Origin of the sequence: Streptomyces sp. NPDC002994 (genome assembly GCF_040611155.1) — a bacterium.
Classification (GTDB): domain Bacteria; phylum Actinomycetota; class Actinomycetes; order Streptomycetales; family Streptomycetaceae; genus Streptomyces.
The window spans coordinates 339,972-355,180 of the sequence record NZ_JBEXNQ010000003.1; the positions used below are offsets into that span (position 1 = coordinate 339,972).

General features: G+C 72.0%; 14 protein-coding genes and 1 pseudogene. 7 read left to right on the forward strand and 8 right to left on the reverse strand.

The features are described 5' to 3' along the window. Nucleotides 1–2: 2 nt before the first annotated feature. The 4 genes from ABZX79_RS05325 to ABZX79_RS05340 all read right to left on the reverse strand — a co-directional run bounded on the left by ABZX79_RS05325 (nt 3) and on the right by ABZX79_RS05340 (nt 6,613). The gene (locus ABZX79_RS05325; protein WP_355251879.1) at nt 3–395 is read right to left on the reverse strand and encodes a hypothetical protein; all 393 of its coding nucleotides are present in this window, start codon (nt 393–395) and stop codon (nt 3–5) included. Between the two features lie 26 nt (nt 396–421). After that, complete coding sequence (locus tag ABZX79_RS05330) at nt 422–1,300, reverse strand: NlpC/P60 family protein (protein ID WP_355251882.1); 879 nt, start codon at nt 1,298–1,300, stop codon at nt 422–424. Nucleotides 1,301–1,313: 13 nt separating this feature from the next. After that, entirely contained in the window at nt 1,314–5,201 is a 3,888-nt protein-coding gene (locus tag ABZX79_RS05335; protein WP_355251885.1) for a helix-turn-helix domain-containing protein, read from the reverse strand. 116 nt (nt 5,202–5,317) lie between these two features. Next, a complete protein-coding gene (locus ABZX79_RS05340; RefSeq protein ID WP_355252016.1) occupies nt 5,318–6,613 on the reverse strand; it encodes an MFS transporter in 1,296 nt (431 codons plus the stop codon). A gap of 81 nt (nt 6,614–6,694) precedes the next feature. Between ABZX79_RS05340 and ABZX79_RS05345 the strand changes: the two genes are divergently transcribed. Continuing rightward, the gene (locus ABZX79_RS05345; protein ID WP_355251888.1) at nt 6,695–7,753 is read left to right on the forward strand and encodes a helix-turn-helix domain-containing protein; all 1,059 of its coding nucleotides are present in this window, start codon (nt 6,695–6,697) and stop codon (nt 7,751–7,753) included. Between the two features lie 53 nt (nt 7,754–7,806). Continuing rightward, nucleotides 7,807–8,139, forward strand: a complete 333-nt coding sequence (locus ABZX79_RS05350) for a type B 50S ribosomal protein L31 (RefSeq protein ID WP_355251891.1) — start codon at nt 7,807–7,809, stop codon at nt 8,137–8,139. A gap of 6 nt (nt 8,140–8,145) precedes the next feature. Here ABZX79_RS05350 and ABZX79_RS05355 read toward each other — a convergent pair whose 3' ends face one another. Next, nucleotides 8,146–8,454: a hypothetical protein gene (locus ABZX79_RS05355; protein WP_355251894.1), complete on the reverse strand. Its 309-nt coding sequence runs from the start codon at nt 8,452–8,454 to the stop codon at nt 8,146–8,148. 195 nt (nt 8,455–8,649) lie between these two features. Here ABZX79_RS05355 and ABZX79_RS05360 point away from each other — a divergent pair, with 195 nt between their 5' ends. Beyond that, nucleotides 8,650–8,853: a hypothetical protein gene (locus ABZX79_RS05360; protein WP_355251897.1), complete on the forward strand. Its 204-nt coding sequence runs from the start codon at nt 8,650–8,652 to the stop codon at nt 8,851–8,853. A gap of 77 nt (nt 8,854–8,930) precedes the next feature. Here the strand turns inward: ABZX79_RS05360 and ABZX79_RS05365 are convergent, their stop codons facing one another. Both ABZX79_RS05365 and ABZX79_RS05370 read right to left on the reverse strand, forming a co-directional pair. After that, complete coding sequence (locus ABZX79_RS05365) at nt 8,931–9,959, reverse strand: iron-containing redox enzyme family protein (protein ID WP_355251900.1); 1,029 nt, start codon at nt 9,957–9,959, stop codon at nt 8,931–8,933. Then, complete coding sequence (locus ABZX79_RS05370; RefSeq protein ID WP_355252019.1) at nt 9,956–11,461, reverse strand: FAD-dependent oxidoreductase; 1,506 nt, start codon at nt 11,459–11,461, stop codon at nt 9,956–9,958. The genes ABZX79_RS05365 and ABZX79_RS05370 overlap by 4 nt, the downstream gene beginning before the upstream one ends. Before the next feature lie 95 nt (nt 11,462–11,556). On the opposite strand from ABZX79_RS05370, the gene ABZX79_RS05375 reads away from it, so the two are divergent. The 4 genes and pseudogenes from ABZX79_RS05375 (at nt 11,557) to ABZX79_RS05390 (ending at nt 14,231) form a co-directional block, all read left to right on the forward strand. Continuing rightward, nucleotides 11,557–12,207, forward strand: a complete 651-nt coding sequence (locus tag ABZX79_RS05375) for a HemK2/MTQ2 family protein methyltransferase (RefSeq protein WP_355251903.1) — start codon at nt 11,557–11,559, stop codon at nt 12,205–12,207. Then, nucleotides 12,122–12,427, forward strand: a pseudogene (locus ABZX79_RS05380) (CDGSH iron-sulfur domain-containing protein); the annotation flags it as partial. The gene ABZX79_RS05375 and the pseudogene ABZX79_RS05380, both read left to right, overlap by 86 nt. A 93-nt stretch (nt 12,428–12,520) precedes the next feature. After that, nucleotides 12,521–12,937 carry a CBS domain-containing protein gene (locus tag ABZX79_RS05385; RefSeq protein ID WP_355252022.1) on the forward strand — a complete coding sequence of 139 codons (417 nt, stop codon included), beginning with the start codon at nt 12,521–12,523 and terminating at the stop codon, nt 12,935–12,937. A gap of 115 nt (nt 12,938–13,052) precedes the next feature. Further along, nucleotides 13,053–14,231, forward strand: a complete 1,179-nt coding sequence (locus ABZX79_RS05390; RefSeq protein ID WP_355251906.1) for an acyl-CoA dehydrogenase family protein — start codon at nt 13,053–13,055, stop codon at nt 14,229–14,231. Nucleotides 14,232–14,268: 37 nt separating this feature from the next. Here ABZX79_RS05390 and ABZX79_RS05395 read toward each other — a convergent pair whose 3' ends face one another. Next, complete coding sequence (locus ABZX79_RS05395) at nt 14,269–15,204, reverse strand: MerR family transcriptional regulator (protein ID WP_355251908.1); 936 nt, start codon at nt 15,202–15,204, stop codon at nt 14,269–14,271. Between the last annotated feature and the right edge of the window lie 5 nt (nt 15,205–15,209).

Below are 15,209 nucleotides of genomic sequence, written 5' to 3' on the forward strand. Positions count from 1 at the left end.
GGTCAGCACTCGCGCAGGCCGGGCGCCGGGTCGACTGAAGTGTGAACGTCCACGGCGGCCATGTTGCCCCACTGGCCGTTGTCCAGCTGGGTCCAGTACCAGATGTTGTTGCCGCCCGGGTGGCTGTCGCCACGGCCCCAGCACGAGAACCAGCTGAACGTCGTGTTCATCTGGCCGCGTACCGCCGAGGCGTACGACCGGTGCTCGTAGCCCTTCGCGCCGGCCCGGTTGCCGCAGTACAGCTTGCCGTCGGAGCGGACTCCGCATTCGGCGGCGGGTCCGGCCGGTGCGGCGGTGGCGGGGGCCGTGACGCCGGCCAGGCCCGCCGTAAGAGCGGTCGCGGCGAGGGTGATCGCGAGCTTCTTGCCAAGCTTCAGGTTCAGGTTCAGGTTCATGGTTTCTCCTTGAGGTGCGGTGCGGATTACGAACAGGTGGGCACGCCGTTGAGCCAGGCCGGGCCCTTGATGTAGATGTTGGTGATCCACGCCTTGTGGTCCGGCAGATAGGACCAGGCGTCGTTGGTGATGCCCTCGGCGGTGACGGACTGGGCATGCTTCTGGCACGTGATGCGCACGGACGTCGGGCCGGCGAACTTGATCACCCGCGCGCTCGTCGTGGACGCCTCGGCATGCGTCCACACGTCCGTACCCCAGGTGCTGAACGTCCCCTGCCCCGGCGCGGCGTTGATGCGTACAGCCCCGAAGTAGTCGCCGCCCAGGCGCACATCGCTGACCATGATCCGGGTGCCGGACTGCTTCGCCTCGACCATCTTCCCGGCGCCGAGGTAGATCGCGATGTGATGCACCTTGCGGGCGTTCCCGTAGACCAGCAGATCGCCGGGGACCAGCGGCCCGGTCCCCTCCGACGGGCCGAACCGGGCTGTCGCGTGCGCGGTGTTGTACTGGCTGTGGGCCGTGCCGTTCAGGATGTCCTGGCCGGTCGCTTCGGCGTAGGCGTACCTGACCAGGCCCGAGCAGTCGAAGCCGCGCCGCTGTGGGTCGTGTTCGCTGGCCGGGTCGGTGGGGTCCACCATCCCGTACGTGGGTCCCGGCGCCGGGCCGTGGCCGCCGCCCCATGAGTACCAGACGCCGATCTGCGAACAGGCGGTCCGTACCGCCTTTTCGGCCGCCGCCGAGGCTCCGGGGGCGAGGACGTCGCACCCCTCGGCGGCCGCCGTACCCGCCGTCCCCGCCGTTGACGAAGTGGCCGCCCGGGCCGGCTGCCCGGCCTGCGCCGGCCAGGCGATGAGCGACAGTCCGACGGCCGCTGCCGCGGCTGCCGCTCTCCATCGGTTGCGCATTGCTGATCCCCGTTCATCTTCCGTCAGGCTTCCGGCTTGTCGGGTTCGGTTCGTTCGGTCCACCCGGTCCGGCCCTTCGAGCCTGGGCCGTGAAGCCGGCGGCTGTCGAGGTTCCAGCTGTCTCCTGGCGCGACAGGAAACGGGAAACATCCTGGGAAACGGCCCTCACGTCGGTGTTCCAGAGCCGTACGGTGCCGTCATTGCTGCTGCTCACCAGCGCCTGCGTCCGCGGGTTGAAGGCGACACCCCACACCGCGCCGCTGTGGCCGGTGAGGGTGGCGGTGAGCCGGTGGCGCGTGGTGTCCCAGAGGCGGACGGTTCCGTCACTGCCGCTGCTGGCGAGCGTCACGCCGTCCGCGCCGGCGCCGGTGTCGAACGCGACCGCCCGCACCGCGCCGCTGTGGCCCGCGAGGGTGGCGGTGGGCCGGTGATGCGCCATGTCCCACAGGCGCACCGTCCCGTCGTTGCCGCTGCTCGCCAGCGTCCGCCCGTCCCGGCTGTACGCCACGCCGCGCACCGAACCCTTGTGGCCGCGCAGCACAGCGCGCGTCCGGTGGTCCGCCACGCCCCACAGCCGCACCGTCAGATCGTCACCGCCGGCCGCCAGCGTCCCGCCGTCCGGGCTGAACGCGACCGCGTTCGCGAAGTCCTGATGGCCCGTGAGCGTGGTGAGGGACCGTCGTCGGCGTACGTCCCAGAGCTTGACCGTACGGTCGGCGCTCGCGGAGGCGAGGAGGCGCCCGTCGGGGGAGAAGGCGACGCCGAAGACGGAACCGGTGTGTCCGGTGAGGGTGGTGAGGAGTCTGTGGCGGCGTACGTCCCAAAGTCTGACCGTGCGGTCGGCCCCCGCGGAGGCGAGAAAGTCACCGTCGGGGGAGAAGGCGACGCCGAAAACGGAGCCGGTGTGTCCGGTGAGGGCGGTGAGGAGCCTGTGGCGGCGTACGTCCCACACCTTGACCGTACGGTCCACACTCGCCGACGCCACCAGCCGCCCGTCCGGCGCGACCGCCGACTGCCATGCCTCCGCGAAGGGACGCGCGGTCAGCGCCGTCCTGTCCAGGTTCCACAGCACCGCCGACTGGTCGAAGCCCGCCGTCGCCACCACATTGCCGCCGCTGACGGCGGCCCCGAGCACGTAGTCGGTGTGCCCGGACAGCGTGGCGGTCACCCGGTGACTCGCCGTGTCCCACACCTTCGCCGCGCCGTCCCCGCCCGCGCTGACGACGCTCGCCCCGTCCCCGCCGTACGCCACCGCGTTGACGTCGTCGCTGTGGCCGGTGAGCGTGGCCCGGATGCGGTGGCGGCGTACGTCCCAGATCTTGACCGTACGGTCCGCACTGCCCGAAGCGGCGCTGCGCCCGTCCGGGCTGAAGGCCACCCCCAGCACGCCGTCGCTGTGCCCCCGCAGCGTCGCCCGCATCCTGCGCCCGGCCACGTCCCAGATCCGGACCGTACGGTCCAGCGCCCCCGAGACGACGCTGCGTCCGTCGGCGCTGAAGGCCACCCCGTGCACACTGTCGCTGTGGCCCCGCAGCGTCGCCCGCACCCGTCGGCGCGGCACGTCCCAGAGGCGCACCGTGCGGTCCGCGCCGCCCGATACGAGGCTCCGCCCGCCCGGGCCGAAGGCGACCGAGCGTACGGCGCCGCCGTGGCCGAGCAGCGTTCCGGCCGGCTGACGGTCCGCCACGCCCCACAGACGCACCGTGCCGTCGGAGCCCGCCGACGCGAGTCGCCGCCCGTCGGGACTGAACGCCACGGCGATCACCGGACCGCCGTGACCCGTGAGCGTATCCACGGGGCTGCGATGGTCCGCCCCGCCCCACAGCCGCACGGTGCCGTCCGAACTGGCCGACGCCAGCAGCTTGTCGTCGGGGCTGAACGCCACGCCGTTGACCGGTCCGGTGTGCCCGCCGAGACGGCCCGCGAAGTACCGCGCCTGCGTGCTGAGCAGCGCGCCGCGCGCCTCGGTGGTCGGCGCCGTGCGGTACGCCTGGGCCGCCAGGCGCATCGATGCCTCGGGCTGCCCCGACGCCAGCGCGCCGGAACGTACCGCCATCGCCTGGGACTGGGCGACCCGGCGCTCGTCGATGGCGCGTGAGCGCTGGTGGAACGCCGTCGCGCCCCCGAGGAGCGCCAGTACGAGCAGCGCCACCAGCAGCACCAGCAGCCTGCGACGGGTGCGGGTCTGCCGCCGCTCGGCCTGTTGCCCGGCCACCTCCTGCGCCCGGCTCGCATCGAGAAACTCGGTTTCGTACGGGCCGAGTTCGGTTCGTCCGTCGGTCTGCTCCGCCCATTCCTGTACGGCGGCGAGCCGCGTCCCCCGGTAGAGGAGTCCGGGATCGCGGCCCGCGCGCACCCACTCGGCGGCCGCCTCGGCGAGCTGCTGGTGGATGAGCAGCCCGGCCCGGTCGGTGCCGATCCAGCCGCGCAGCCGGGGCCAGGCGCGCAGCAGTGCCTCGTGGGTGATCTCCACCGCGTCGCTGTCCACGGTGACGAGCCGGGCCCGTACGAACGCGTCGAGCGCCGCCTCCACGCCGCGCCGGTCGGGCAGTTGCTCCAGCAGCAGCTCGCGGCTCGCCCTGCGCCGGGTCGCCGCGTCGCTGTCCCCGGCTCCGTTGCCGCCGCCGTCGCCGGCGCCGACCTGGACCAGCCGCACCAGTACCCGCCGCGCCATCTCCTGTTCGGCGGGCTGGAGCCGGGTGAACACGGCTTCGGCCGTCCGCGCGATCGCGCCGTGGATGCCGCCCGTCGTCTCGTAGCCGGCGACGGTCAGCGTGTGGTCGGTGCGCTGCTGCCAGGTGACCAGCAACGCGTGGGCGAGCAGGGGCAGCGCGCCGGGCGAGGCCGGGGTGAGGTCGTCCTGGCTGCCCTGCCCGGTGCTCCTGGCTCCCACGTCGCGCAGCAGCAGGCCGACGAGACCGGGCTCCAGGGTCAGCCCCGCGCGCTGGGCGGGAAGCGTGATGGACGCGCGCAGTTCGGCGCCGGTCATCGGGCCGAGCGCGAACAGGCCGTGCGAGAAGACGGCCGCCAGCTCGGGGTGGTCGAGGCACCGGCCGCTGAAGTCGGCCCGTACACCCAGGACTACGACACCGGGCGGCCGCTCGGCGTCCCCCTCGGCGGGGGTGGTGAGGGCGGACAGTGCCGCGACGAAGGCGCGCCGCTCCGCCTCGTCCGCGCACAGCGTGAACGTCTCCTCGAACTGGTCCACCAGCAGCATCAGCCGCCCGGGTCCCGCCGCCAGCAGCGGCCGTACGGCGTCGGCCAGCCGTTGTGGCCGCACCCGCAACGACTCCGGGCTGACCTCGACGCCCGCCCCCAGCGCCTCGGTCACGCACCGCAGCAGCTCCTTCAGCGGATGGGCGGTGGGCGTGCACACGGCCACCGGCCAGCCGCTCGACCCCTCGACGGGCAGCGCGCCGCGCCGCAGCGCGGGTACCAGACCGGCCCGCAGCAGCGAGGACTTTCCCGCACCGGACGAGGCGACCACGGCGAGGGGGCCGCTGCCGGCCCGTTCGGCGAGCCGGCCGACCAGCTCGGCCGTCGCCCGCTCCCGGCCGAAGAACCACTGCGCGTGTTCGGGGCCGAAGGCGGCGAGGCCCCGGTACGGGCACACCGCCTCGGCCGGGCCGGGGAGTTGGGGCGGCAGCGGGGGCCGGCGCGCGGGCGATCCGTCGACGCTGTCGCTGTCCACCAGCCGCACCAGGGAACCGCCCGCTCCGAGCGCTTCGTCGCAACGCCTGGCCACGTCGGCTGTCGGCGGCTTGCCGCCGTTCTCGATCTTGCTCAGATAGCCCTTGCTGTAGTGGATCGACCGGGCCAGCGCCGTGAGCGAGATGCCGCGCTCGCTCCGCAGACGCCGTAGTTCTTCCCCGAAGGAGCATGCGCCCCGAACCCCGTCCATGCGGGGCACCGTACAGGCCGATTACTGTCAGTTTCCTAACGTAGTAACGCTTTTGCCTGAATTCTCGCCTGCGTGGCTTGTTCGACCCGGGGGCGGGGTAGGTGGCCGGGTCATCCTCACGCCGCTGCTCGCGGCCGTACGACCATCAGCGCCAGCAGCGCACCCGCCCCGCACAGCGCGCCGACGCCGACCCACAGCGGGTCGTACGAACCGAACGCGTCCCGGGTCGCACCGCCCGCGAACGCCGCCAGGCCGGCGCCCAGTTGGTGCGCCGCCGCGACCCATCCGAAGACGATGGAGCTGTCCTTGCCGTACAGCTCCCGGCACAGCGCGAGCGTCGGCGGAACCGTGGCGACGTCGAGCAGCCCGAACAGGACGACGAACGCGACGAGGGGCGCCCCGATGTGAGCCGACAGCAGGAGGGGCAGGGCGAGCAGGGTGAGGCCGCGCAGCGCGTAGTACGCGGCGAGCAGGCGCCGTGGGTCAAGGCGGTCGGTCAGCCAGCCCGAGGCGATGGTTCCCGCGACGTTGAAGACGCCGATCGTCGCGAGCAGTGACGAGGCGAGCGTGGCGGGCATGCCGTGGTCGTGCGCGGCCGGGGTGAAGTGGGTCCACATGACGCCGTTCGTCGACGCGCCGCAGATCGCGAACGTTCCCGCGAGCAGCCAGAAGGGACCGGTGCGCGCCGACCGTACGAGCACGTGAACGGTCCGCAGGGCGGCCGTCCCGGGAACGGTCGCGGACCGTTCCCGGGAAGCACGCGCGGCGTGCTCCGGAGCCCCGTACGGCCGTAGTCCGACATCCGTCGGACTATCACGCAGCAGCAGGAGTACGAGCGGCAGCGCGACCAGCGCCGCCACCACGAGCGTCACCGTCCCGGCGCGCCACGCGTACCGGTCGACGATCCAGGACAGCAGCGGCAGGAACACGAACTGCCCGAACACGCCCGCCGCCGTGAGCGCACCGGTGACCAGCCCGCGGCGGCGTACGAACCAGCGGTCCGTGACGGTCGCGGCGAACGCCATCGCCATCGACCCGCAGCCCGTACCGACGAGGACGCCCCAGGCGAGCGCGAAGTGCCACGGCTCGGTCATCACCGTGGTGAACAGGGCGCCCGTCGCGACGGCCGCCAGCGCGCCGCCGACCACCCGGCGCATCCCGAAGCGGTCCATGAGGGCGGCCGCGAACGGCGCGGTCAGGCCGTACAGGACCATGTTCACGGACGCGCCGAAACCGATCGTCGAGCGCGACCAGCCGAACTCCCGGTGGAGCGGGCCGACGAGCAGCCCGGCCATGGTGGTGAAGGCCCCGGCCGCGACGATCGCCAGGGCAGCGACCCCGGCGACCAGCCAGGCCCGGTGCACCCGTGTCCGTACCGGCGGCCGCTGGCCCGGACTTTCCGTGATCCGCATCTGAACCATGCGTCCGACCATCCGTCCGCGGGACGCCTCCGAACCAGTGGCGAGAAAGTCATGGTGTGAAAGAATCTCGCCATGTCGACTGAGACGGCGTTCCGCGGCTTCCCCGGCCAGTCAGGAAACCCGCACCGCGTGGCAGTCCTCGTGCGTGACGGACTGCTCACCATGGAACTGGGCATCGTCCACAGGCTGTTCAGACAGGCACTCTCGTCCACCGGCGAACCCCTCTACGAGGTCCTGACCTGTACGCCCGAGCCCGGCGACGTACGCACGGACGCCGACGTCACCGTCCATGTCGCGCACGGTACGGACATCCTCGCCGAGGCCGACACCGTGGTCGTACCGGCCTCCGACGAGGACTACACGCCCCGCGCCGCACCCCACCTGCCGCCCGAACTGGCGAAGGCCCTGGGCCGGATCCGTCCCGGCGCGCGCATCGCCTCCATCTGCACCGGGGCCTTCGTCCTCGCGGCGGCCGGCCTGCTCGACGGCAAGCGCGCCACGACGCACTGGCGCTCCGCCGCCGACCTCCAGCGGCTCCACCCGCGGGTGCGCGTCGACCCGGACGTGCTCTACACCGACGACGGTGGCGTACTGACGGCCGCGGGCGTCGCCTCCGGCATCGACCTGTGCCTGCACATGATCCGCGGCGACCACGGCTCACGGGTGGCCAACGAGGTGGCCCGCGGCACGGTCGTCCCGCCGCACCGTGACGGCGGCCAGGCGCAGTACATCCCGCGCCCCGTCACCGCCCCGCGCCAGTCGTCCACGGAGCCCGCCCGCACCTGGGCCCTGGCCCACCTGGACCGCCCCATCAGCCTGCGCGAGCTCGCCGAGCGCGCCGCGATGAGCACCCGCACCTTCTCGCGGCGCTTCTGCGAGGAGGCCGGGCAGACACCGGTCCAGTGGCTCACGGGACAGCGCGTCGACCGGGCCCGGCACCTGCTGGAGGAGACGGACCTGCCCGTCGACCGGGTCGCGGCCGCGGTCGGCTTCGGCACGGCGGTGTCGCTGCGCCAGCACCTGCACGCCGCGCTGGGGGTCTCGCCGAGCGCCTACCGCTCCACGTTCCGGGGCGCGGCCGGCGGGGCGGCTGCGGCTGCGACGGATGCCGACGGGCGCCGTCCGGCTTAGCCTGGGAAGGCTCGTACGCGCGTACTCCCGTACACCGAGGCGAGGAGCCAGATGTGAAGCCGGACGCCAGCATCTCCTACCAGGAGGTCGTCTTCAGGGACCGGGCCGCGGGATACGCGTTCCTCACCCGGTCGACGGCCACCAGCGAGAACACCATCGAGTGGGACGACGGCAGAACGTACCCCGTTGTCGATGTCGAGATCTCCTCCGAGAGCCACCCGTTCTACACCGGCAAGGCCCGGACAGTGGACACGGAGGGGCGGGTCGCGGCGTTCGAGCGGCGGTACGGTCAGGAGGGACAAGAAGCGCAGGGCGGGCAGAGCGGCAGGGGCGGGCAGGACGGCACGGGCGGTCCGGCCGGTGAGAGCCAGTCGTCGCCCGGGTAGCCGCGGCTATCCGCCTTCCAGTTCCTCGTCGAGATCCTCGAGCTCGTTGTCCAGACCTCTGAGTTCGTCGTCCTCTTCCTCCACGTCGGGGGCGTCCGGATCAATGTCCGGTTCCTCCTCGGAGAGAAGCTGGTCCAGCGACTCGCCCCGATGTGCCTCCTCCGCCGTGTTGCCGAAGAATTCCGCGGGCGACCAGTGCTCGGGGGGTGCGATGCCCGCGTCGAGCGGGTCGTACTCCAGGTCGTCGCTCTCGAGCGTGTCCTGCGCGTCCAGGACGCCGTCGTCCTCGGGAGGAATGGTGTTGTCTTCGCTCATGTGTCCCACTCCGTGCCTCGATCGGCCCGATTGGGCTGCCCACATTGCCCACGCTCCCGCAGGCGGGCGCCCCTCGCATCCGGAACGGAAGAACACGGAACGGAAGAACACAACAGGGCCGTGGGATGTTCACCGGATGCGGTGCGGGTACGCGAGAACCAGAATGCCGACTGTGCGACGAAACAAGGAGGCGGTATGAGCGAGGAATCATCCGTTGCGAGGCCGAAGCCGTCGGAGGTGACCCCCGACAGGCTGCTGCACACCGGCGCCACCGACGACGTAACGCCCGAGGACGTGGTGCTCTCCTCAGGGCGTGACGTGACTCCGGCAACGCTGGAGTGGGCGCGGCGCCGGCTGGAGAAGGAGGGCCGAGCGGCGATCGACACCCAGCTTCCTTAGCGCCCCGCGACAGCACACCCGCACTCACGCACTGCGCCCCGCACAGGCCGTTCTGTGCGGGGCGCAGTGCGTGTACCTCAGCGGGGAGCCGTGGGGTGGTCCGCGGGGCGGTTGATGTCCGGCGCTCCCGGCCGCAGCGAACTGCGTCCCTCCCGCCAAGCCGCCAGGACGTGCTCCTCCCAGCGCGACTCCAGCAGCACGCTCGCCCGGATACCGAACGCCACGTCCCCGGCCAGCTCCGGCTCCCTGGCCAGCAGGTCCCCGATGACGTCACGGCGCATCACCTGCTCGTGCACCGCGTCCGCCTCGACGTGCTCGGTGAAGAAACGCGTGCACTGCTCGCCCGCGCCCAGCCGCTCCAGTGCCTTCGCCATCCGGCGCGCTCCCGGCGGAGAGGTGATCTCCAGGGTGGCGAAGTTGCCCACCATGGCGCCGCGCAGCGCACGGCGCAGTCCGAAGAGCGACATCACATTGACGGGGGCGAGCGTGACGGCAGGCGCGAACTCCAGGTACCGGCCGTAGCGCGCGTCCAGCCCCGCGCCCTCCATCAGGTCGGCGAACAGCCTGGCATGCACGTTCTCGCCGTGGCCGCCACCGAACTCGTCGAACTCGACCGCCACCAGCGACGCCTTGGCCTGCCCCTCCAGCCGGGGGATCACCCACGCCTGCGGGTCCGCCTCCTTCAGCTGGTACAGCGAGCGGTGAGCCAGGTATTCACGCATCTGCTCCCAGGTGCCGTCGTGCATCAGCTCGTGCGAGACACCGTGCCCTTCGACCAGCTCGGCGAGCAGCGCGTCCAGCTCGGCTGTTACGTCGTCGCCGCCGGACGCCGCCGCGCGCAGCGCGCCGAGGAACGCCTCCTCCATGGCGCCGCGCAGCCGCAGCAGCTCCAGGTCCCACTCCCGGGAATCGGGGACACCCTGGAAGCCCCGGTAGTGCGGCTCGTACGCCATGTAGAGGGCCAACTGGAGATCGTCCCCGAACGGGTCCGCGGAGGCGGCCTCGTCCGTGGGCAGGCCGCCGGGCGGGGGAGAGCCGAGGAGTATGTTCCGCACGGCGTCAGACAAGGGGCCGCGAGAGGAGGGCAGCTCGGCGGTGCTGGTCATTTGCCGTCGTCCTCGAAGTCGTGGATCTGTTCAAGGGGGCGTACGGCCGGTCCCTGGAGCACGTCCCCGCCGATCCCGAACCGGGAGCCGTGGCACGGGCACTCCCAGGTACGTTCCGCGTCGTTGAACCGCACGATGCAGCCCAGGTGCGTACACCGGGCCGACAGCGCGTGCAGCTCCCCGGTGTCGTCGCGGTGCACCGCCAGCTGACGGGAGCCACTGCGCACCACCGCGCCCCCGCCGGGAGCGATCGCCGAAGCAGGCCCGCCGCCCGTCACGAACGGCAGCCGGTCGCCCACGAAGTGCCCGGCGGCAGCGGCCTGGAACCGCATCAGCGACGGGGCCTCCTTCAGCGGCTGGAGGCGCACCGGGTCGTACAGGTCCGTCCAGGGCAGCTTCTGTCCGGTGATCCGGGCGGCGAGGAGCTTGCCGGACATCACGCCGCTGGCCATGCCCCAGCTGTTGAAGCCCGCCGCCACGAAGGCGTGACGCGCGCGCGGATGCAGGGCGCCCACGAAGGGCACGCCGTCCGTCGGCTCGTTGTCCTGGGCGGCCCAGCGGTGCGTCAGCCGTACGTCCGGGAAGCGCTCCGTGGTCCACTTCTCCAGCCGTTCGTACCGTTCACCGACACGGCCCGCTCCCGGGGTGAACTTCTCGCCCGTGACGATGAGCAGCCGCTGCCCCTCGCCGTACGGAGCGGTCCGCACCGAACGTGTCGATCCCTCGGGCGTCAGGTACATCCCGAGGGGGTCCTGTGCGGCCGGGATGATCCCGGCCACCACCAGCTCGCGGTGCGGCTTCAGCCGCGCGAACAGCAGCGACCGGTCGAAGACCGGGTAGTGCGTGGCGACCACGACATCACGGGCCACCACAGTGCGGCCGTCCTCCGTCGTCAGCCGGCACGGATCCCCCTCGCGCAGCCCGACGATCCTGGTCCCCTCGAAGATCTGCCCGCCGCGACGTTCCAGGTCGGCGGCGAGCGCGTAGAGGTACTTGCGGGGATGGAACTGTGCCTGTTCCTCGACGCGCACCGCGCCCGCGACAGGGAACGGCAGCCCAGTCTCCTTCACGTACGACGCGGGCAGCCCGGCCTCACGCGCGGCCTCCGCCTCCGCCTCGACCGTACGGGCCTCCTTGGACGTCTCGGCGTACGTGAACGCCGGGGCGCGCTCCAGGTCACAGTCGATCCCGAGCTCCTCGCACACGGCCACCACGTGGCCGATGGCGTCCTGCTGCGAGCGCGCGTACAGCGCGGCGCCCTGTGCGCCGCGCGTGCTGCGCAGCCGCTGGTAGACGATCCCGTGCAGGGCGGAGAGCTTGGCCGTGGTGTTGCCGGTGACTCCGGAGGCGATACGGTCCGCCTCCAGCAGGGCGACGGTCTTTCCGGCCCTGGCGAGCTCCCAGGCCGTACAGATCCCGGAGATGCCCGCGCCGATCACCGCCACGTCCACCTCGAGTCCGTCGGGCGGCCCGGGGCGCGCCGCGCCGTCACCGAACTCCATCCAGTACGAAACGGGGCGGGCGGGGACATCCCTCATTTGCTGCTCCTTCCGGCGGGGGCCGTTACGACCAGGGGTCTTCGAGGTACCCCCGTCCCATGCGCCTACTCAGACCACCTGGTGTCTACGCCCCATTGGAAGACACCCAACTGCTCGCACGGGTGGCCCGTGAGGAGCCACGGATGCCCGGTGCCGACGTGCTCGACGTCGGCACCGGCACGGGTGCGCTCGCCCTGGTGGCCGCCGAAAGCGGCGCCGTGAGTGTGACCGCGACCGACCTGTCGCGCAGAGCCGTCCTCGCGGCCCGGTTCAACGCCCGGCTGCGAGGACTGCCGATCCGTGTCCACCGCGGAGACCTGCTGAGCTCGGTGGCGGGGCGGAGCTTCGATCTGATCCTTTCCAATCCACCGTACGTCGCTTCTCCCGGCGGCGTACCGGCGAAGGGCGCCGACCTGGCCTGGTGGGCGGGTGCGGACGGCCGGGCGGTGCTGGACCGGCTGTGTGTGCAGGCGCCGTCCCTGCTGAGGCGGGGCGGCGTACTCCTTCTGGTGCAGTCGGCGCTGTCCGGCGTAGGGGCGACCGTGGAGGCCCTGACCGCGCAGGGGCTGCGGGCCGAGCCGGTGGCCCGCGAGACAGTGCCGTACGGCCCGGTGATGCGGCGGCATGCCGCCTGGCTGGAGGCCCGCGGCCTGGTCGCCCCGGGCGAGACGAAAGAGGAACTGGTGGTCATCCGTGCCGTGCGCAGCTGAGCCCGAGCCTGAGCCCCGAGAGCCGCGTGAAAACCCTCAGACCCCTCCGGCGACGCGGGACAGCCGCCCCGCCCGGCGCGTCGTCGTGGACCCGCAGGGGCCTGTGCTGGTCGAGGGCCCGGTCGAGATCACGCTGGCGGACGGCACGACCGTCCGCTCCGACCGGTTCATGGTGGCCGTCTGCACGTGCCGGCGCAGCCGCAGCTACCCCTGGTGCGACACCAGCCACCGCCGCAGAAGGGTTGCCAGGAGCGAGGCCGGGTACTCGGCGGGCTCCAGCGAACGGACCGTCAACCCCGAATCAGGAGGGACGATGACAACCGCACGCCAGATCATGTCCAAGGGCACGGAGTGCGTGGGTGAGCAGGAAACCCTGGCGGACGCCGCCCGGATGATGACGCGGCTCGGCGTGGGCGCCCTGCCCATCTGCGGCACCGACGAAAAGCTCAAAGGCATGCTGACCGACCGCGACATCGTGGTGCGGGCACTCGGCACGGGCAAGGACCCGGGCACGACCAAGGCCTCCGAACTCGCGCAGGGCGAGGTGGTGTTCGTACAGGCCGACGACGACGTCGAGCAGGTGCTGCGCAAGATGACGCGGCACAAGGTGCGCAGGCTTCCGGTGATCGACGACCACCGCCTGGTGGGCATGATCGCCCAGGCCGATGTCGCCAAGGCGCTCCCCGAACCGCAGGTCGGTGAGCTCCTGGAGGCGCTGTCCACCGACTGAGGACGGCGGGCCGGCAGAGGCCGGCAGCGATCGGGTGCGGGAAGGCCCTTCCAGATTCTTTGAACGCGTTCTAGTGTGTGCGCCGCCGTAGGGAACGCGACACTCTGGAGGGGCCGTGCACCTCGAATACACGCCTGAGCAGACGCGGTTGCGCGCCGACCTGCGTGCGTACTTCGCCGAGCTGGTAGCCGACAACGCCTACGCCCGGTACGCCGATCCGGCGGCCCAGAAGCGCTTCTACCGCGCCACTGTCCGCCGGCTCGGCACGGACGGCTGGCTGGGTGTCGGGTGGCCCGAGGAGTACGGCGGCCGAGGGCTCTCGCCGATGGAACAGTTCATCTTCTTCGACGAGGCCGCGCAGGCCGGCGTGCCGCTGCCGCTGATGGCCCTCAACACCGTCGGCCCGACGATCATGCAGTTCGGTACGGACGAACAGAAGGCGTACTTCCTCCCCAAGGTGCTGGCAGGGGAGATCGACTTCGCGATCGGCTACAGCGAGCCCGACGCAGGCACCGACCTCGCCGCCCTGAAGACCCGCGCCGTACGCGAGGGGGACGCGTATGTCGTCAACGGGCAGAAGATCTGGACCACCAACGGGGACACCGCCGACTGGGTCTGGCTCGCCGTGCGCACCGACCCGGACGCGCCGCCCCACAAGGGCATCACCATGCTGCTCGTACCGACGAACGACCCCGGCTACTCCTGCACCCTCATCAACACCCTCGCCTCGCACGACACCACCGCCAGCTACTACGAGAACATCCGCGTCCCCGTCTCCCGCCGCGTCGGCGAAGAGAACAAGGGCTGGCGGCTCATCACCAACCAGCTCAACCACGAACGCGTCACGCTCGCCGCCCACGGCACCATGGCCATCCGCGCCCTCCACAACGTTCAGCGCTGGGCCGCCGACACCAAGCTCGCCGACGGGCGCCGCGTCATCGACCTCGGCTGGGTGCGCGGACGCCTCGCGAAGACCCACACCAGGCTCGACGCGATGAAGCTCCTGAACTGGCAGATGGTGTCCGCCCTCCAGGACTCCACGCTCACCCCGCAGGGCGCCTCGGCGGTGAAGGTCTACGGCTCAGAGGCGCGCCGCGACGCGTACGCCTGGCTGATGGAAGTCGTGGGCGCCGCGGGCCCGTTGAAGGAGGGCTCGGCGGGCGCGGTCCTGCACGGCGACCTTGAACGCGGCTACCGCAGCGCCGTCATCTTCACCTTCGGCGGCGGCAACAACGAGATCCAGCGCGAGATCATCTCCTGGATCGGCCTGGGAATGCCACGCGTACGCCGCTGACCGGCTGCGACGTGACGTCGTGCGACTTGGCGCGCGACTATGGAGTGAGCGGGACAGGGGCTGGACGGCCGATTTGGGTCTTCAGGGCGGCGCAGAGCCAGAAGTGGGCAGCGCCTGCGGTAGGTTCCGCCGGGCCGGACGGCGGGGCGGTGAGTTCGGCGGTGAGTTGCCAGTAGCGGCCGATCACCGGGTCGGCGCTCCGGGCGACCTGGCCGGTGAGGTGGTTGCGGAAGGCCGGGGTGTCCCGGGTACCGCGTGAACGGGCATAGGCGGAGACGAAGCAGTCGAGTGCCTCCCCCGCGCCCGGTGGCCGCCGGGCCCGCAGGTCCGCCGAGGCCAGCGCGTAGGCCTCGCTGAGGCCGTCGTAGAGCACCGTGGGGCGGTATTCCTCGGCGGGCGGGAGAGGCGCCGGTCGGTAGTCGTCGGTGCCGAGGCGGGTGTCGGAGACGAGGGCGTGCAGTCGGGCGAAGGCCAGCACCTGGGCCGGGGTCGGATCCGCAGGGGGCTGCGGAACAGCCGCGTCGAGGACCATGGAGACCAGCCGGGCCGGAAGCCGTGCGGGCAGCGTGCGGCGCCAGAAGCGCGCCAGGGCGGCAGTGCTGGGCGGGGTGGCGACGGCTCCGACCAGACGCAGCCGGTCGACGCGTTCCTCCGCGGTGCAGTCCCGGAGCAGCTGGAGGGCGGCCTCCTGCCAGCGCAGGGAGGCCAGTTGGGAGCCGAGCCCCCGCAGCTGCCCCGCGATGACGTCCTCCAGCGCATCGTCTCGGTCCAGGACCCGGACCACCTCCGAGACGGGCAGGTCGAGGGTGCGCAAGGAGCGGATCAGCCGGAGTCGGTCGAGCGACTCGGGCCCGTACCGCCGGTGGCCACCGGCGCTGCGAGTGGTCTCGGGCAGCAGACCGCGCTCGGAATAGAAGCGAACGGTCTTGACGGTGACACCCGCATGCTCGGCGAGCTCTCCGATACTCCACATGCCGT